Below are 18769 nucleotides of genomic sequence, written 5' to 3' on the forward strand. Positions count from 1 at the left end.
GAAGAAAGCGCATACGCGCCTTATTTTGCCAATGCTCTTTCTTTTCTGTTTTCAAACCCTCAACAAAAAACACCTTTGGAAAGGCGGCAAAAGTGGAGCTTGAAGAGTGGGTGTAAGGGATAGTTCCAAAAATTGAATTTGCGACATACAAGATATGCTGCTTAAAGATTTTGAGCACTTTCGACATAGTTGTATTTGCATGTAAAAAGCCTAAATAATTAAGACTTTATCAGCCGCTACAAGATGCTAGGGTATTGCCCTAGCCGTGCGACATCATACCCACAGATCTTAATAGAGACCGCCTTCGCTTGGCGGATCTTTATGAATGTTTCTTTTATGTGAGCTCTTGCCCGTTTACCCCTAGAGCTTAAAACAGCAATTAACATGGTAACGCTCAACTCTGCTGTTTCGTCGTTTTCAACGGGCTTAAATTTGAAACATCATATTTGCAAAACCGGCTATGCCATGATTTTCTGTGCATATGAAAGGGCGCCTATGTCAGATTCATCAGCAGAATATTCAAGGCTCCCCAGCCTTCGCGACCTAACAATTGAAACCAGACGCGCTTTGGTTTCTGACGCTGCCGGATTATCACAAACCGCGCGGGTTAATCTTGCCGGGAAAAACAGCCTTCAAGAGCATATCGCTGATGGGATGATCGAAAATGTGATTGGAAAGTTCGAGCTTCCACTTGGTGTTGCAACAAATTTTAAAATCAATAATCGCGATTATTTGATCCCTATGGCGGTTGAAGAGCCCTCAGTCGTGGCGGCTGCCTCCCATATGGCAAAATTAGCCCGCAAGTGTGGGGGATTTCAGGCCAATGCCGAACGACCGGTTATGCGCGCGCAAATTCAAATCTTGGATCTTTCAGACCCAGCAGAAGCGCTCGAAAAAATTCAAAGCCATGCCGGCCAATTGATTGCCGCCGCGAATGAGTGCGATCCTGTCTTGGTTTCCTTGGGCGGTGGCTGTTTTGAAATAGAAGGTCATGTTTTCAAAGATACACCTCTGGGCAATATGCTGGTTTTGCATCTCTTAGTGGATGTACGTGATGCGATGGGAGCCAATACTGTAAATACAATGGCGGAAAAAATAGCGCCTAAAATCGAAGAAATTACGCAAGGCAGAGTTCGCCTGCGCATTTTGTCAAACCTTGCTGATTTGCGTTTGGTGCGCGCGCATGTGTCGTTAGATGTAAGCCTATTTGACGGAGGGCAAATCACCGGCCATGAGCTGTGCACTGGCATTGTTGAGGCTGCGACATTGGCCGTAATAGATCCTTATCGCGCGGCAACGCATAATAAAGGCATTATGAACGGTATTGACCCTATTGTTCTGGCAACCGGAAATGATTGGCGCGCCATAGAGGCCGGAGCGCATGCCTATGCCGCAAGAAACGGGCGATACACGGCATTAAGCACATGGGCGATTACCTCAACGGGTTATTTAAAAGGCGAAATTGAACTTCCGATGGCCGTCGGTATTATTGGCGGTGCAACAAAGGCCCACCCCGCTGCGCAAGCTGCATTAGAATTGATCAATGTCGGGTCCGCCGGGGAATTGGCAGAGGTCATCGCCTCTGTGGGTTTGGCGCAAAACCTAGCAGCTTTGCGCGCGCTTGCAGATGAGGGCATTCAAAAAGGTCATATGCGCCTTCATGCGCGAACGGTTGCGATAACGGCGGGGGCAAGCCCTGAGCAAGTTAGTCAAATTGCACAGAAAATGATTGAGCACGGGGCGATAAACGCCGAAACCGCCCGACATTTTCTAAAAACCCAAAAACCTTAATCGAACTTTCATTCGATTATACAAATATTCATTTTTGACAGCTTTATTCAGTGCACTGATACCCCATGATACTGACCTCTGCCTGTGGATAGGAACGTAACGCAGTTTGTCACCCTATCGCAGCCAAACCATCTGGGCTTTGCAAACCGATGCGGGATGTTCTGGCTGAAGTAAACCCATGATCTGAAAGCGCAACGCAGCGCAAAATATCTAATTGGTTGTACGAACTTAAGCGGATTTACGTCCTAAAAGAGCGGCCTGCGTCACAAAACAGCGCCGGTTAAATTCGTTACCCCCCCTTTGATGGGCTAAACACCGGTGCCATCGGCTTACCTTTGCTTTGATTTAAACAATCAAAATTTGGCCTGATTTTACCTATAGCTGTTATACATAATGCCAAGATTAACAAATTTGTGCAGTTTGCACCCCAGCTCCAAACGCTCGGGTCATCGCCTTCGGAAAGGGGCGTTGTAAAGAACAACTTGCTATTTTTTTATCCGATGCCGTTAATCTTTGATTGCGAAATAAGAAATCTCCATCAAGATAGCCCAGTGCGGTTTAAGCGTCTTGTCAGAGGAAAAAATCAATGTGGGCAAAAGACTGGAAAAACACTTCCTACTGGCTAGACGGGCAGTCGGCGTTGTCCGGAATCAGCCAAACAATTATTCCAGATGTTGACGTCTTGGTTGTGGGCTCTGGCTATACGGGGCTGCACGCGGCAATTCAAATATTGCGAGGTGGCAGAAAAGTCATGATCATTGATTCTGGGGCCCCTGGTTTTGGGTGCAGTACCCGTAATGGTGGACAAATCAGCACCAGTATAAAACCCTCCCAAGCCAAGCTGGCCCGCAAATTTGGTACACGACGGGCAACCGCCATTCGCCAAGAAGGCGAAACTGCTCTGGATTGGATTGAAGACTTTATCACTGGCGAAAAAATCGACTGCGCGTTTGAACGCTGCGGCAGGTTTCACGCAGCGCATTCAGAAGCCCATTTTCAAACGCTCGCTAAAGATGCCGAGGCGCTCTCCAAATTTGAAAACATCGCTGTCGAGATTATCCCCAAAGCTGACCAAAAAAAAGAGTTGGGCAGCGATCTCTACCATGGTGGCGTGGTCTATCCCCGCCATGCCTCTGTTCATCCAGCCAAATATCACCATGGCTTGCTACAATTGGCCCTGAAGGCAGGAGCGCATGTGGTAGGGCAGTGCCGCGCTGAAAGAATTAACAAAACGAGCGCGGGCTTTGAAATACAGACAACGCAGGGCCAAGTGACTTGTAAGGACGTAGTTGTTGCAACCAATGGCTACACGGGCAATTTGACGCCCTGGCTCCAACGGCGTATTATCCCAATTGGCAGCTACATAATTGCCACCGAACCGCTGCAGCCAGAGTTGATGGAAAAACTTTTTCCAACCAATCGAATTATCAGCGACACGTGCAAAGTTGTGTATTATTATCGTCCCTCTCCAGATAAAACACGCATCTTATTCGGTGGCCGCGTTTCAGCGCGGGAAACCGATCCTTCGGCCAGCGGCCCAAAACTACATAATGATATGTGCCGCATCTTCCCTGAATTAAAAGAGACAAAAATTTCACATTCCTGGATGGGCACAGTGGCTTATACATTTGATGAACTGGCTCATACCGGATGCCATCAAGGCATTTATTACGCGATGGGCTATTGCGGCTCGGGTGTTTCGATGGCCAGTTACCTGGGTATGCGTTTGGGGCAAAAACTGTTGGGGTTGCCGCAGGGCAAAACAGCTTTTGACGATCTGCCATTTCCAACGCGGCCCGCCTATACTGGTCGGCCTTGGTTTTTACCTGCCATCGTATCTTGGTATCGCTGGCGTGACCAAATGCAAATGTCGACGCGGTAAAGGACACATCAAAAAAATGTAAATTGAGACGCGCGAAATAAGACTCTTGTTGCGTTAACAAACTTTCTGGCTACTGTTGAATTATAAGCAAAATCAAGGGAGGTAAAAAAATGAATTTAAAACCAGCGATGAAAGCAACAAGCTCTTTGGCTGCAGCCGGAGTATTGATCGCCAGTTCAATGGCTTACGCAGACGAATTGCGGATTGTATCTTGGGGTGGCGCCTACCAAAAAGGCCAGTCTGTTGGTATTTTTCAGCCAGTAGCAAAGGCCATGGACATCACGGTCAAAGAAGACACCTATGGTGGTATTTCCGACGTTAAGCTGATGGTGAAGTCAGGTGCGGATAAGTTTGATATTTTCTCAAGCGGTGCTGGTAGCTGCGCCTCGGGTGCGGCAGAAGGTGTGTTAGAAAAACTTGACTATTCCGTCATCGATGTCAGCAACCATTTGCCCGGAATGTATAGTGACTATTGCGCCGGCGCAGATATCTTCTCTGTTGTAGCGGCTTGGAACACAGAAACCTATGGCGATAACGGGCCAAAAACATGGGCCGATTTTTACGATGTAGAAAAATTCCCTGGGACCCGCGCCATGCGCAATAAAGTGGATGCGCAATTGGAAACAGCCCTATTGGCGGATGGCGTTCCGATGGATCAAATCTACGAAGTGCTGGACAGCGAAGCCGGCATCGAGCGTGCACTGGATAAGATCAGAAGCATCAAACCGCATATCGCTGTATGGTGGTCTTCAGGCGCACAACATGCCCAGCTAATGAAAGATGGCGAAGTTGATATGACAACGGGCTGGAACGGACGCTTTGATGTTGCAAAGCTTGATGGCGCAAAAGTGGCATATGACTGGCGTTCAGGCATCATGGATTGGGAAGGTTATGGAATTCCTAAAGGTGCAAAGAACAAAGACTTAGCGATGCAGTTTATCGCGGAGGCGATGAAGCCAGAATACATGGCTGAATTTGCAAAATACATCACGTATGGTCCAACAAATGGCAAAGTCTATGAGTTGGGTCTAATGGATGAGGCACGCGCAAAACAAATGCCAAGCCATCCAGATAACGCACAATATCAGCTAACGTTGAAAACCGATTGGTATTCAAAATGGCGCACAATTGCAGCTGAAATGTATACAGATATGATGACCGAGTAATCTCTATATCTTTATAACAGACAGTTCAGGGCTTGGAGAGCCATGCTTTCCAAGCCCAAGAATCGGAAATTTACCCTGACATGAAAAATACATCACTCAATATATCGATTAAAAATGTTTCAAAATCATACGATCAATTCCATGCTCTGAATGATATAAGCCTCGAGATAACATCGGGTGAATTCATGACACTTCTCGGGCCGTCAGGTTCCGGTAAAACCACTTTGCTGATGGTTCTTGCAGGCTTTACAAATCCAGATTGTGGCAGCGTAAAATTCGGAAATGAAGAGGTTATTTTGAAACCTCCGCATTTACGGGGCATCGGTATGGTTTTCCAAAACTATGCGTTATTTCCACATATGAGCGTTGAACAAAATGTTGGGTATCCACAAAAATTAAGAGGCGTGAGCAAAGCAGAAACGCAAGAAAGCGTTAAAGAAGCTCTTAGCACCGTGAAACTGGATGGTTTGGGCCATCGCGGAGTGAATGAGTTATCAGGCGGACAAAGACAGCGCGTTGCACTGGCGCGTGCGATTGTGTTCAAGCCTAAAATTCTTTTGATGGATGAGCCCTTATCTGCCTTGGATAAAAAACTGCGTGAAGAGATGCAAATCGAATTGCGCCAGCTGCATGATGCGCTGAATATGACAACTGTCTATGTCACCCATGATCAAAAAGAAGCTCTGACAATGTCGGATAGGATCACGGTGATCAACGACGGAAAACTGATGCAACTGGGCACACCCAATGAGATTTATAAAAATCCAAGCAATGCTTTCATTGCTGATTTTATCGGAGAATCGAGCCTTTTGCCTGTCAGCGTTAACAAGTCGCAAATCAGCTTTGGCCCCGAAACAATAAAAACATCCAGCCCCCCTGCACAGGATGGCAAATTCCTCTTGGTGGTACGCCCAGAAAAAACGTTTGTGGCCACCGACAAACAAGAGGGCGTGAATTACTTTTCCGGTGTCTTATTAGACTCAATTTTCCAGGGGGAAAGCCAATTACTGGTTGTTAAATTGGCGCCTTTGGAAGGCGAAGAACAAACTTTACGGGTCAGAGTTCCCAACGGAAGCATCACACAGGAGGCGTTGCCCGCTGTCGGAGAAACTGTAACCATTGGCCTCAAAGTAGCTGACAGCTACTTGGTGAGTTAACGCGATGTCTTCAACCTCTGATCACCTCAATCAAGACGGGCTGAAAAAACTGGCCGCGCGGGAAAACCTCACCTTCTTGGGCCTCACTCTACCCTATTTGTTGATGGTTGCTTTTCTGATCGTTATTCCGGTCGGCTGGTTGTTTTATCTCTCATTTATCGGCAGGGATGGCACGTTTTCTTTTGAAAATTATGAGCGGATGATCACCAGCCGCTCCTATATGCGGATTTTCATAACAACCTTTAAAATTAGCATTCTAACGACGATCATCTGTACGCTTATCGGCTATCCCTTGGCCTATTTCATGTCCCAACTCTCGCGAAAATGGGCAAATATCTGCATGGTGGGCGTGTTAATTCCGTTTTGGACCAGCCTGTTGGTGCGCACCTATGCGTGGTTAGTGCTGTTGCAAAAAAAGGGGTTGCTAAACAATATCGCATTGGATTTGGGTTTGATCAACGAGCCGATTAAAATCGTGCATAATACAACGGGTACATTGATCGGCATGGTTCATATTATGCTGCCATTTTTGATCTTGCCGCTTTACGCAAATATGCGCGCGATTGATAAAGACTGTTTGAAAGCAGCGTCTAGTCTCGGCGCCACACCAACCCGCGCCTTTTGGACTGTCTTTTTTCCACTCTCCCTGCCCGGCCTATTTGCTGGCTTATTGATTGTTTTTGTTTTGTGCCTCGGGTTTTACGTGACCCCTGCCATTTTGGGTGGTGGCAGAGTGATCATGGCTGCAATGAAAATTTCGAGCAACATTGAGCTTTATTTCAGTTGGGGGGCTGCAAGCGCGTTGGGCGTGGTCTTGCTGGTTGTGACCGCAATCATTCTTTACATCGCCTCAAAACTCGTATCGCTTGACCAATTCGGGAATAAATAACGCTATGAGTTTTTTGAACAAGAATGTGTCCGAAACCCAAATCCGGCTTAAAAACCGGCTCTGGCTTTATATTTTCTCTTTTATCACCCTATTTCTGTTGATTGTGCCATCGCTGGTTGTGATCCCAATGTCCTTCTCTGCCAGTCAATATCTAGAGTTTCCTCCTCAGGAATGGTCACTCAGATGGTATGAAAATTATTTTTTCTCTTGGAAGGTTGAAAACGGCTTTAATGATTGGATGGCGGCAACATGGACCTCCATCAAAGTCGCTGTTCTTACAATATTTGTGGCGGTCCCTATCGGCACAATGGCCGCTTATGGTCTGGTCAATAGCAGTTCGAGAACCAGCAAAATACTCTTCCCGATTTTTATTTCACCGATGATGGTTCCAATTATATTGGTTGCAATTGGGCTGTTTTACTTTTTCGTACAATTTAAATTGGTCGGAAGCGTTCTTGGATTGGTTATCGGCCATTCCTTGGTGGCGTTGCCGCTGGTTTTAATTATCGTTTTTTCAGCTTTGAAAAACTATGATATGAACCAAGAAAAAGTAGCACGATCTTTGGGAGCTGGCCGGTTCCGCGCGTTTCGCGAAATTACACTGCCACAGATTAAATTCTCCATTATCTCCGCGTCTTTAATCGCGTTTTTAACCTCTTTTGACGAAATCATTATTTCCCTGTTCGTCGCCGGTGGAGATAATTCAACCATTACAAGAAGCATGTTCTTGGCCTTACGCGATCAAATCGATCCGACCATCGCCGCGATCTCGACCATCTTGATTATCATTTCATCCGGGTTATTGATCATCGTTCAGCTCTTAGGAAATAATAAAGATCAACATTAACAGGCTTGAATATAAGCGCGTAAAACAATCTGAGCAGACGCTTACCCCTTTTCAAGGGCTTATGGCAGATTCAAGAACTGAGGCCTGGCTAGGCCTAGACAAGCACATATAGGTTTACTGAGCCCGGAATATCAAAACCCTGCTTGGCGGTATGAGGCTGGTCGCTGCAGCGCAGATATTTGAAAATATATTTCATCCCACAAAAATGCGGCGGGTTCCCGGATGCCAGTACATCGGAAAACCTAACCATTTAATAGCCTCAATCACGCGGCGACTCTGCATGCTTTGCCAATAAGCCAAAACCTGTGGGCTTGCTCTACCCACCCTTAACAACGCGCACAGGCAGGAAGAACGGATAAAGTTTGCGCAGGCCAACAAAAAAATAACCTATAAATTTTGAACCGGCATTTAAGGTTTTAAGCAGATTGCCGGCTTACCGCTTTGCGGCGTAATAGCTTACACGCCGCTCTAAATAAGCCAAAAACTCTGAAATTGAAAAAGCGAGTGCAAACAAAACAATCAAAACCGCCCAAAAGTGACTCATGAGAAAATTTGCGGAATAGAGTTCAAATAGAGCACCAAAACCCACAATAGAAATAAGTAATTGGCCTATAATCACGCCTTTTACTGCCCTTATAATACCGATCCGGACGCCTCCTAAAATTTCTGGCAACGCGGCCCAAAAATATATTTTTGTAAATGCTTTCAATGGCGTGGCGCCAAAGCTTGTCGCCATTTCTACCAGAGAACGGTTGATCTGTCTTACACCAGCACGGGTATTTAAGATAATAATCCAAACAGCAAAAAGAGACGTGGTGATAATGATAGACTTCATACCAAATCCAAAAAGCACCATTAACACGGGCACTAAAGCCGTAAGGGGGGCACTAAGGAATACGTTTACCCAAGGGAGTAACAATTCATCAATCAGGCGGTTCTTACCCATTAATATTCCAACAATTATTCCGATGACCACGGCGTAAAACACCCCGGAACAAAACGCATAAGCCGTTTCTTTAAGTGCATTTTGGAAGGCTACTGTCCCCAAAACTTCATAAAGTGTAGACAAAACCTTACTTAATGGAGGAATAAAAAACGTAACCTTAGCCTGCCCAATAAATTCCCAGAGAGCCCCCCATAAAAGCAGGGATGACATCCCGGGTAAGCGATATCCAAATAAATGCATGCGCGGCCTTCCTATTCAACGTAACTGCGTAAAGACGTCCAAATATCATCAACGATATCAAGATATTCAGAGTCTCGTCGTATTGCATCTACCCCTTTTGCCCGAAAATTTGACGGTCTGATAATTTCCGACACACGACTTGGGCGAGGTAATAAAATAGCAATTTGGTCCGATACATAGACTGCTTCTTCAATGGAATGCGTTACGAAAATAAATGTTTTGTTTTTGCTTTCAACAAGCTGCAACAAGTCTTCTTGAAACTTACGGCGCGTTTGCTCATCGACGGCCGAAAAGGGCTCATCCATCAACAGCACATCTGCGTCTACAGCCAACGCACGGGCCAAACCAACCCTTTGACGCATACCGCCAGATAATTCATGCGGGAAACTATTTTCAAAACCCTGTAAACCGACTTCTGTGATATAATTCGCAGCAATCCCTTCGCGCTCAGTTTTTTCGACACCCCGCATTTCAAGCCCGAATGAGACATTTTTCAAAACGGACGCCCAAGGCATCAGCGCAAAATCTTGAAATACAAATGCGCGGTCTGTGCCTGGGCCGGTGACGCTCTTGTTATTCACCATTACAGTTCCAGCGCTCGGCTCAAGCAATCCCGCAATGATTTTCAATAAGGTTGTTTTACCACATCCCGACGGACCCAAAAGTGAGGTCAATTCCCCCTTTGGAAATTTTAAGGACATATCCTTCAGAGCCTCAACATTTCCATAATTTTTTGAAATATTATCGACAGAAACGGCTATTGGTTTTTCAAGGTTTTGAAGGTCTTCATCAACATTTTTAATCTGAGACATAACCACGCTCGTTTCCTTTAAAGAGAAGGGTTTCTACTTTATCCAAGAGGTTTAAAAAAAGAACTGACAGCACAATAATGGAAAAAATAGCAGCATACATGGACGGGTAATCTGCGATCGAGCGGCTGTAAGTTATAATATCACCAACACCAGTGGGGGTGATTTTAAGCTCGGCTAAAATAGCCCCAATAAACCCTGCCGATATACCAAGGCGGAGGCCCGCGAAAATGACCGGAGATGCCGCTGGAATGATGATACGAGATATGACAGACAGCCGCGAAGCAAGAAAGGATATGCCCATTTCTTTTAAGGACTCTGGGGTATTTTTCACCGCGCCGCTGGTATTCAAGACTATCACGGGCATTGCCATGATGCAGACAACAATCACTTTTGACGTGAGACCAATGCCATATGCCAAAACAAGAAGCGGGATCAAAGCAGCTAATGGCGCGGCTTGCATGACGATAAAGATTGGCGAAAACAGCCAGTCAAAAAATTGGCTCAAACCGACCCATAATCCCACGATAATTCCAACAACGGCAGAAATGGCGATACCAATTATTAAAGGGCGCAATGTTTCTGCATATGCCTCGAACAGCCTTCCATCTGCGGTCATTTGCATAAGCGCCGACATTGATTCCAAAAACGTAGGAAACGCGTAGCTTACAGGCACTCTTCCTGCAATTTCCCAAGCGAAACAAAGGGCAAAAGCAGAAAACAATTTTAATATGAAGGCTCGATTTTGCATTGATTTAATCCGTCTACAGGAATTGGTTGCGCCAATTTTCTGCGCAACCAAATTTTCGCAAAATTACTGTGAGGCTTTATCAAGCGGTGCCAAATACCAAAAATCCTCGATATTCAAATCACTGGCGTTGCCCTCAAGTTGACCAGCAGCCGAGTACCATTCCATATCGGCATTTGCAGCTTTTCGGCCGCCCCCATTCGGATCATACAGACCGCCTGCCACGGCATCGGTGTAAAACCCATCAAGCTCTGCCAAGATTTCAGGGGGCAATTGACCGATTGGTCCATCGGGATTTGTTTCACGACGGATAATCGTTGGATCCTTATGAAGATCTTGCCAAACGGACAAAAGCGCGCTCACAAAAATATCAACGTCTTTTTCGTTATTTTTAATCCAATCAAGATTTCCAAATAAGGCCTCATCGCTGGCCTCTACTTCAAACATTTCTAACACATTGAAGTTTTCGCCAGCTTCGCTGCGCATGAGTTTATTCTTGTTTGACAGGTCAATAATGGTTGCATCTGCACGCCCACCAAGCAGCGCAGCAACGCGATTAGACGATCCTGGTACATATGAGCGCTTTCCAAACTGCATTCCAAGCCGGTCTTCGATCACATTTGCAATTGAGTCAGTGCCGCCACCCCTTGAGTGTAACAAAATCGGTTCACCATCCAGATCTTTAAGCGACGCGTATTTGGTCGTGGTGACGGGAAAAAATTTCAACTTTGAAAGTTGAAATATTATGCGCAAAGGTGCCTTTGATCTTTGCATGGCTGCATATGGGGTTCCAAATCCAATATCCATTTGCCCGCTAAGCACAGCTTGAATCGCAAGTTCCTCATCAGAAAACGCTGTCCACTCATAATCCAAGCCATTCGCCCGCGCACGATCAAGCGCAACAAAGAATGCGGCAAGTTCATCTGATGGTGCTTCTGCCAGCGCAATTTTAATTTTTTCAGCTTGAGCAGCGCCAATTGCAAACGACAGAGCAATTGGGATAGCAGCCGCAAACTGTACGGTCTTTTTAAAAAAATTTATCATGTTACTCCTCCCAGGAAGCGTTACGTGTGATGGCAAGGTTGCTTTTGCTTTTTCTCTTGCTGAGTTTAATGCTCAATCATCCCCAAAAAGACGTTTTGAAACTGAGATTAGATGCGTGCGCATCGCTGCTTGTGCTTCATTGGCGTTTCGTCCCGCAATCGCTGCAAAAATTCGTGTGTGCTCAGCAAAGCTGTCATGGTCAGAAGCCGGGCGATCGCTGCTGCGCACCACCTTATTCCAAGACACGGCACGGCGAACCGCGTTTAAATATTCAAACATTGACATTAAAAGTGGATTTTGTGCTGCCGCGGCAATTTCATGGTGCAATAGGTCATCAGCACGTTCGTATTCTGACCAAGAGGTTGCACTAGACGCGGCATTACACGCCGCATCAATACGAGATACATCTGCTTCTGAGGCGTGAATTGCCGCTTCACGTGCGATCGCAGGTTCAATCGATAAACGCGCCCGCAGCAATTGAACTGGTGTCAGCTCATTCACCAGTTCCGATATATTCAAAATCGATTTTTCAGAATGAGGCTCTGCGATAAATGTCCCTTTGCCAACATGCCGCCAAATAACCCCCTCGCGTTCCAATATATCAAAGGCTTTGCGTAAATTAGCTCTGGTGATCTTAAAGCGATCAATCAAATCACGTTCAGATGGCAGACGACTGCCCGGCGCAAAATCCTCACTGGCGATCAATGACTTTAGCTTTTCAACGGTGCTATATCCTGTTTTTATTTCGCTAGATGTACTGCTCTGCGCATCATATAAATCATTCATTTGGCCGACCAATTTACCATTATTTACCCCACATCAGCAAAATTGGTTGCAAAATGCAAACAAAATGTGAATAAATATTAAATTGGTTGCGATTGGTCGAATTCAAAATATACTTATTAACTACAGCATGGAGTCGCATATGGCGCGTTACGCAATACCAGAACCGCAGATTCAAACACTGCCTATTGTTGGAAAGGATGAAGTTTTTCCAGTGCGCCGTGTTTATTGTATTGGACGAAACTATGCAGCGCATGCTGTTGAAATGGGGCATGACCCTGATAAAGAAGACCCCTTCTTTTTTCAAAAGAACCCGGATAATTTAAACTTAACCGGGCGCTTTCCATATCCCCCTAAAAGTTCGGATGTACACCATGAAGCAGAAGTATTGGTTGCCCTGAAATCAGGCGGTACAAATATCGAATACGCGGATGCGATGTCTCATGTATATGGATATGCTCTGTGCCTTGATATGACGCGCCGTGATCGGCAAGGTGAAATGAAAAAAGCGGGCCGCCCATGGGAAATTGGCAAGGCCTTTGAACACTCGGCACCCTGTGGGCCGTTGCACTTGGCCTCGGATGTTGGGCACCCGACGGAAGGGGATATCGTCTTAACGGTCAATGGTGAGCTTCGTCAGGAAGGCAATTTGAATCAAATGATTTGGAAGGTTCCAGACATGATAGCCTATCTAAGCGCGTATTATGAATTAGCGCCGGGAGATGTGATCCTCTCTGGCACCCCGTCAGGTGTCGGGCCTGTTCAAAAGGGCGACGTTATGCGCCTTTCGCTCGCCCCATTTGGCCACTTAGAGGTAACCGTGACCTAGGGCTTTGAGTAAATATGCATATGGTGTTTTTGAGATTTAGGATCATTTAGCGTATAGTTTCGATATAAAATGGAAAGGCCGGCTTCTGAGATAGCTGGCCTTTTTGATGACATTCAACTTCAAAAGGCCCATATCTCATGTTGAAAAGCGCTTCTCGCGGGCGGTTCTTAAAAAAAGATCATCAAAAAACGCTATAATTTTTCCGGAGGTTTTTTATACGCCAAGGATTTTCGACCGGTTCGAGGCACCACCTTGTCGAAAGGAGCTGTGTCTGAAGGTTAGATGTTGGTGGCCTTTTTTGACATTTATTTGCATCCAAAATGCTCCCTAGCCCGGATAAATCATCCACAAGAAACTCTTTCTGTTTTTATCATGATCCGCGAAGCAGAGTTAACAGCCAATCAAACGCCTATTTCTTGCAAAGGACAGGAGCTGGTATTTTTTCAAAAAATGGCAATAGCTCAGCCGGTGGTTATTTTTCAGGCCTGTTGTTTTGCTGAAAAGAATAGCCCCTATACTTGAGCTGCGCCGCAGAGCAAGCGGTCAGCAAATCAAAGGACTTAATTGGTTTCACTCAAAGGGTTTTTACCTAAAACGGGCCGCATCAATATCGGTGTAAGATACATGGGAAATTGATAGCAGCCTAAAAAAATTAAAAACTCTTCAGATTGTGATGCGCTGGCTGCAATCAAAAAAATCGCGACATTGCGATTGCCGGCAACAATGGCTAGGGGTGCCGCATATGCAGGGCTAAGACCATATCGCAGCAGAAAATAAGCACAAACCTGCAATCCAAAATTTATCACCACAGCCAAAAGTAACCACCCCGCCAAGAGCACCGGCTGCGCGGCCAATGTGGGCGCAACCGCGCTCATTAAGCCGATCACAATTACCGCAAGCGCCAAAGAGGTTAATCCATCCAGTGCCGTGATTTCTTGCGCCTGCATGTCAGAGCGCAAAATCGCCCGAAATAAAAATGCACATGCAATCGTCACACTCATGACACCGCACAACCGCAAAGCCGCATCAAGCGCCTGCACCAGGCTGCCCAGCGCGGGCGAGAGCCAAAATATGGGAATGATTGTCAGGGGCAGTAAGATCGTTCCCAGAATAAGAAGGCGAAACGCAGGCTCAGGTGGATGCCCTAACATCACGGATAGGTTTGGTGCTCCGGTCAGTGGGGGGGCTGCCAACATCAGCGTGAGCACAACGGCAATGGGGTGATCTGCCAACCCAAAAAAGCCAAAAAGACAGATGCAAAGCAAAGGCAGTGCCAGTTGGTAGGCCAGCACCACCCTTGCTGTCTGGTGAATATGGCGCAAAGCCGCCAACGCATCTGGAAATCCCACGCGAAACGCTGTGATAAACAGCAAAAGCAGCACCAATTCGCTTAACCAAGGACGCAACGCCATCGCAGTTTCGGGCAGCGCCAAACCTGCGCATAAGCCTGCCACAAGAACAAAGCGCCCATGGCGTGCCAATTGACCAAGCGCGCCAAGCATCCGGCTTATCCGCTGGGTCGCTGGCGGATATTTTCGGGCAACCAAGTCGCCAATTCGGGAAAGATCACCAAAATCACCACCATCAGCAACATAAGGCCAACCATCGGGATCGCGGTTCTGGCGATATAGCCAATTTCATGACGGGTCATTCCTTGCAGCACAAAGAGGTTAAACCCGATCGGAGGCGTGACTTGCGCGGTTTCGATCACAACAACAAGGAAGATACCGAACCAGATAACATCTATTCCAGCCGCGCGGATCATTGGTTCAACGATCGCCATAGTCAGCACCACCGAAGAGAGCCCATCCATAAACATCCCCAAAATGAGATAAAAAACCGTTAAAACGGCGATTAAGGCCACCGGAGACAGGTTATAGCTGTCAATCATTTCGGCAAGCGCGCGCGGCAGGCCCGTAAAGCCCATTGACAGGGATAGAAATGCCGCGCCCATCAAGATAAACGCGATCATCGCAGAGGTTTTTGTCGCGCCCATTGTCTAGCCCCCTATACTCGCCCATTGAGTTTTGGTTTCTCTAATAAGGTTTCTGGGACGGGTGGGCGCATGTTTAATGCGTGATGAGGTCTGATCTGGTTGTATTGCCTGAGCCAAACATTGATAGCGACCTGGGCTTGCCGTGTGGTGTGGAACCATTCAGCGTTTAGCACTTCTTTTCGCAAGGTGCCGTTAAAGCGTTCGTTGTATCCATTTTCCCAAGGGCTGCCCGGATAGATTTGCATTGGTTTGATACCGATCCTCTTCAGCCAGTCCTGTAGATGCGTGGCAATGAACTCGGGTCCGTTGTCAGAGCGAATAAACTCTGGCTTACCATGTTTAATCAGCAGCGGGTGCAGTGTCTCCAAAACGTCGTTCGCATTCATTTTGGATCGCACTGCCACGTAGAGCGCTTCACGGGTATATTCATCTAGAACCGTGAGCATTTTATAGCTGCACCCATTGCTAAGCTTATCGTGCACAAAGTCGATCGCCCAAATATGGTTGGGATGTGTGGGCCGCAGCCTGATGATGGAGCTGTCTTTGTGATAAAGCCGTTTGCGCTTCTTGTGCCGGCGCGGCAGCTGTAAACCTTCTTCGTTCCATAAGCGCTCGATCCTCTTGTGGTTAACACGCCAGCCTTCCATGCGCAGCAGGGCTGTGACTTTCCTATAACCATACCACCCATACTGTTTGGCCAGCCGGATCATCGCCAAGCGTAGTTTGGTATCATCTACTTGTTTGGCTTGATAGCGCAGACTTGAGCGGGCTACATCCAGAACAGCGCAAGCACGCCGCTCAGAAATATCCAGCTTTTGACGCGTATGAATAACAGCCTGACGAAGCTGAGCCCGCGTCAGGCCCGTGGCTTTAGATGATCAAGGCTCTCCTTCAGGATCACCTTGTCTAACTGCAAGTCAGCGACGATCTTCTTCAAGCGCTCGTTTTCTTTCTTGAGCGATTTCATCTCTGAAACCTGTGAACGAGAAAGGCCTCCAAACTTCTTACGCCAGTAATAATAACTCTTATCTGAAATCCCAGCTTTGCGACACGCACTCACAACGTCCAAACCATCGTGCAAATGAACATCAATCTCGCGCAATAACTTCAACACATCTTCATCAGAATAACGCTTCCGAGCCATGTTTCCTTACTCCCTATGCCAAAATATACTGGCACAGTTCTAGGGGGCTAAGACACAATATACTTGGTCATTCTAAATTATCTTTCTGTTCTTAATACACAAATAAAAAACACCTCAGGAAAGGCTCCTAAGGCGGGGTTAAAGCGTAAGCTGTAAGGGGTAATGCGTAAGTCGTAATACTTAATTCGTAATATATAATATATAAGGGTTTGGGTGTTCCCAACGCCCTGTCAGCTTAGAACAAACTACACTACAATTTATTCTTTATCGTCTGCTATTAGAGCTGTCTTTATTTCCATAGCTTTGGGATATTTTTTCTATGTCTTTAGGGTTGCTCTCTGATGCCCCCTTTAAGCACTTCCTTTTTTGATACCCGTCTTATGGTTAGCTCTTAAGCTGCCTCCTCGTGCCACTCTGGGGCACTCTTAAAGATCAAGCTGAAACTACATAAACTATGTTGCAGCCTTATTGAGAGTGTTGCCAATAGGTGACTACCTCAGCTTTCTCAATTGTAAAACTGTAAACGAATCGCTTCCAACGCTATGTTTCGCCTCTGTAGGAGTTGAATTATGTTTGTTCATAGCAAAGATGGAAGCCAGTTCTTGGGTTTTAGAAAATCACCTTTAGGCAGGTTTCAAATGGTTTATGACTGGGACAGTCTTAAGCGCGAAGTGTATGATGTCGAGACTCCAAATGTTTCTAAAGTTGTCCTAGAAAAAGCAATGAAGAACGCCATCGAAGCGCGGCATGTCATGCCCGCCTTGATTGACTCTTTAACTGCTCAAAACATCGTCTTGAAACAAAAATATTAACTGCCCACTTCTTACTTGATCGTGCTGAGCTTGGGTAGCAAATGAGATGCGGGTAATTTTAACTAAAGCTCTGATAGAGAACACTCAGGTTGACCTTTCTAAGGTACGGCTCAGTCTTGGCGATGAGTTAAAGATAAACTTTGCAGAAGACGGCTTATATTATTTGTATTTTCAAGTGAATAGAGGCTGGATAATGAGAATGTTTAGATCTCGTAAATGGAAATTACTCGGTAACCTATCAGATACCGATGGTGATTTGATTACCTCACAATTAAAAGGTGCTAAAAAAGCACGCGTGAGAATAGTCGATCTTTCCTCAAAACTATTATCAAAAAATAGACTGGACGCAGTGTATATTTCAGTTTGGATAGGCTGAGTAATTGTTACCACACTTTCTGCATATGCTCTCGCATGACGTCTAGGGCATAGCCTGAGCCATAGTTCGCAGCGACTGTGTTAGAGCCATGCCCTAGGATGGCCATGGATATAGCCTCCGGGCAGCCCGTGTTCCTCAGCTTGTCCTTCATGCGGTGGCGTAGTGAATGCATCGTAAGCTTTTTATCTGTTATAACTGTCCTAAGGCGCTTCATGAGCATAGCAGAGGCAGCATCATTGCCACGAGGGCGAGCGTAGTTGGGGAATATAGCCTCCCCATCTTCCTTGCCTTTCCTGTGCTCCTGCAATGTCTCTGCTGCTCTGTGGCTCAGTGGGAGTGTTCTATGTGATCCCTTCGTCTTGAGACCTCGGATGTTGTTGGGACGTATGGTTACTGAACGCTCCTGCAGGTCCACGTCTTGGACTTCTAGCCCTACAATCTCCGACAGCCTTGCACCTGTATCTATCAAGGTGATGAAGAGTGCCCAGGCAAGCGGGTCATTCTGATAGCAGGGAGTTGCTATGGTGATATGCTCGTCACTCAGCGGATGCCTGTCCTCGACGCTCGCCCCTGCCCCTTTTATCTTAAGCCCGTTGAACACGTTTGGGATGGTAAGGCTATGCTCTGTAATCACGTAGTTCACGGCTGCCTTTACGACGGCCACATTCCTCAACACCGAGTTGGGCTTCATCCGCTCCAGTAAGTGGTCCCGAAAGGCATTGGCATCTGCTCTGGTAATCTCCGCCAGGCTCCCCTTTTCCAGCTTATGCTCTCCCAGGCTGCTTTTAAGGTCTTTGCGCAGCTTCTTGATACGCAGGGCAGCATCTTTATCTCTCACCCCTTCCCCGGCTTTATAGGCTGCATAGTCACTTAAGGCTGTATCCAGTGTCATGGGCGGCGACTGCAGCTTGCCGTTGTAGACTTGCTTCACCACCTCCTAAGGCAGTTTGCCCTTGATAGTCTTTGCAAGTTCATTCAGCGCATAGTCTTCAGGACTATACTCAACCACCTGCCCCGCGCTGACCATATCCGCAACTTCCTCGCCCAGCGCTGCTCTGATAAACGCCAGGGCTCGTTCATTGGCGGGCATCGTCTCTTCTGCTGCAAACAGCTGCTCTATTTCCGAGTGCACTTTGGGAAGGGCGTTCATCGCCTCTGAGTAGCTCTCCCCCAGTTGCCTGTAGAGTGTATCCTTTCCAATCAAGTGTCTGAGCTTTTTAGGGACGTTTCTTTTATAGCGATACGAGCCGTTCTGGCGTCTAAAAACATAGGCGGGGAGTTTTGGCATCTTGGAGTCCATCTCATAGTTT

18 protein-coding genes and 2 pseudogenes are annotated in these 18769 nt (G+C 46.6%); 10 read left to right on the forward strand and 10 right to left on the reverse strand.

Features of this window, described 5'->3' with window-relative positions:
- Positions 1-495 precede the first annotated feature (495 nt).
- The 6 genes from UM181_01665 to UM181_01690 all read left to right on the forward strand — a co-directional run bounded on the left by UM181_01665 (position 496) and on the right by UM181_01690 (position 7732).
- The gene (locus tag UM181_01665) at positions 496-1791 is read left to right on the forward strand and encodes a hydroxymethylglutaryl-CoA reductase, degradative (GenBank protein ID WQC63346.1); all 1296 of its coding nucleotides are present in this window, start codon (positions 496-498) and stop codon (positions 1789-1791) included.
- A 586-nt stretch (positions 1792-2377) separates the two neighbouring features.
- Entirely contained in the window at positions 2378-3673 is a 1296-nt protein-coding gene (locus tag UM181_01670; GenBank protein ID WQC63347.1) for an FAD-binding oxidoreductase, read from the forward strand.
- A 110-nt stretch (positions 3674-3783) separates the two neighbouring features.
- Positions 3784-4839, forward strand: a complete 1056-nt coding sequence (locus tag UM181_01675; protein WQC63348.1) for an ABC transporter substrate-binding protein — start codon at positions 3784-3786, stop codon at positions 4837-4839.
- 80 nt (positions 4840-4919) lie between these two features.
- Positions 4920-5996, forward strand: a complete 1077-nt coding sequence (locus UM181_01680) for an ABC transporter ATP-binding protein (protein ID WQC63349.1) — start codon at positions 4920-4922, stop codon at positions 5994-5996.
- A gap of 4 nt (positions 5997-6000) precedes the next feature.
- Positions 6001-6885, forward strand: coding sequence for an ABC transporter permease (locus tag UM181_01685; protein ID WQC63350.1), 885 nt, complete (start codon positions 6001-6003; stop codon positions 6883-6885).
- 4 nt (positions 6886-6889) lie between these two features.
- The gene (locus UM181_01690; GenBank protein ID WQC63351.1) at positions 6890-7732 is read left to right on the forward strand and encodes an ABC transporter permease; all 843 of its coding nucleotides are present in this window, start codon (positions 6890-6892) and stop codon (positions 7730-7732) included.
- A gap of 433 nt (positions 7733-8165) precedes the next feature.
- Here UM181_01690 and UM181_01695 read toward each other — a convergent pair whose 3' ends face one another.
- From UM181_01695 to UM181_01715, 5 genes are all read right to left on the reverse strand, one after another.
- Positions 8166-8918 (reverse strand): ABC transporter permease subunit, encoded by a 753-nt coding sequence (locus tag UM181_01695; protein WQC63352.1) that lies wholly within the window; start codon positions 8916-8918, stop codon positions 8166-8168.
- A gap of 11 nt (positions 8919-8929) precedes the next feature.
- Positions 8930-9730 (reverse strand): ABC transporter ATP-binding protein, encoded by an 801-nt coding sequence (locus UM181_01700; GenBank protein WQC63353.1) that lies wholly within the window; start codon positions 9728-9730, stop codon positions 8930-8932.
- Positions 9717-10451 carry an ABC transporter permease subunit gene (locus UM181_01705; GenBank protein ID WQC63354.1) on the reverse strand — a complete coding sequence of 245 codons (735 nt, stop codon included), beginning with the start codon at positions 10449-10451 and terminating at the stop codon, positions 9717-9719. The genes UM181_01700 and UM181_01705 overlap by 14 nt, the downstream gene beginning before the upstream one ends.
- A 90-nt stretch (positions 10452-10541) precedes the next feature.
- Positions 10542-11519: an ABC transporter substrate-binding protein gene (locus tag UM181_01710; protein ID WQC63355.1), complete on the reverse strand. Its 978-nt coding sequence runs from the start codon at positions 11517-11519 to the stop codon at positions 10542-10544.
- Positions 11520-11591: 72 nt separating this feature from the next.
- On the reverse strand, positions 11592-12305 hold the full coding sequence (locus UM181_01715) for an FCD domain-containing protein (GenBank protein WQC63356.1): 714 nt from the start codon (positions 12303-12305) through the stop codon (positions 11592-11594).
- A gap of 139 nt (positions 12306-12444) precedes the next feature.
- On the opposite strand from UM181_01715, the gene UM181_01720 reads away from it, so the two are divergent.
- Both UM181_01720 and UM181_01725 read left to right on the forward strand, forming a co-directional pair.
- Positions 12445-13131 (forward strand): fumarylacetoacetate hydrolase family protein, encoded by a 687-nt coding sequence (locus UM181_01720; protein ID WQC63357.1) that lies wholly within the window; start codon positions 12445-12447, stop codon positions 13129-13131.
- Between the two features lie 288 nt (positions 13132-13419).
- Positions 13420-13653 carry a hypothetical protein gene (locus tag UM181_01725; GenBank protein ID WQC63358.1) on the forward strand — a complete coding sequence of 78 codons (234 nt, stop codon included), beginning with the start codon at positions 13420-13422 and terminating at the stop codon, positions 13651-13653.
- Positions 13654-13691: 38 nt separating this feature from the next.
- On the opposite strand, the gene UM181_01730 is transcribed toward UM181_01725, so the two are convergent.
- The 3 genes and pseudogenes from UM181_01730 to UM181_01740 all read right to left on the reverse strand — a co-directional run bounded on the left by UM181_01730 (position 13692) and on the right by UM181_01740 (position 16271).
- Positions 13692-14633, reverse strand: coding sequence for a hypothetical protein (locus UM181_01730; protein WQC63359.1), 942 nt, complete (start codon positions 14631-14633; stop codon positions 13692-13694).
- Positions 14634-14638: 5 nt separating this feature from the next.
- Positions 14639-15127, reverse strand: a pseudogene (locus tag UM181_01735) (TRAP transporter large permease subunit).
- A gap of 11 nt (positions 15128-15138) precedes the next feature.
- Positions 15139-16271: pseudogene (locus UM181_01740) on the reverse strand (IS3 family transposase).
- Positions 16272-16840: 569 nt separating this feature from the next.
- Between UM181_01740 and UM181_01745 the strand changes: the two are divergent.
- Positions 16841-17083, forward strand: a complete 243-nt coding sequence (locus UM181_01745; GenBank protein WQC63360.1) for a hypothetical protein — start codon at positions 16841-16843, stop codon at positions 17081-17083.
- A 46-nt stretch (positions 17084-17129) separates the two neighbouring features.
- Complete coding sequence (locus tag UM181_01750) at positions 17130-17459, forward strand: hypothetical protein (GenBank protein WQC63361.1); 330 nt, start codon at positions 17130-17132, stop codon at positions 17457-17459.
- 7 nt (positions 17460-17466) lie between these two features.
- Here UM181_01750 and UM181_01755 read toward each other — a convergent pair whose 3' ends face one another.
- Positions 17467-18351, reverse strand: a complete 885-nt coding sequence (locus tag UM181_01755; GenBank protein WQC63362.1) for a tyrosine-type recombinase/integrase — start codon at positions 18349-18351, stop codon at positions 17467-17469.
- A 45-nt stretch (positions 18352-18396) separates the two neighbouring features.
- A complete protein-coding gene (locus UM181_01760) occupies positions 18397-18747 on the reverse strand; it encodes a hypothetical protein (protein ID WQC63363.1) in 351 nt (116 codons plus the stop codon).
- Positions 18748-18769: the final 22 nt, after the last annotated feature.

This window comes from Alphaproteobacteria bacterium US3C007 (assembly GCA_034423775.1).
GTDB classification, from domain to species: Bacteria; Pseudomonadota; Alphaproteobacteria; order Rhodobacterales; family Rhodobacteraceae; genus Thalassovivens; species Thalassovivens spotae.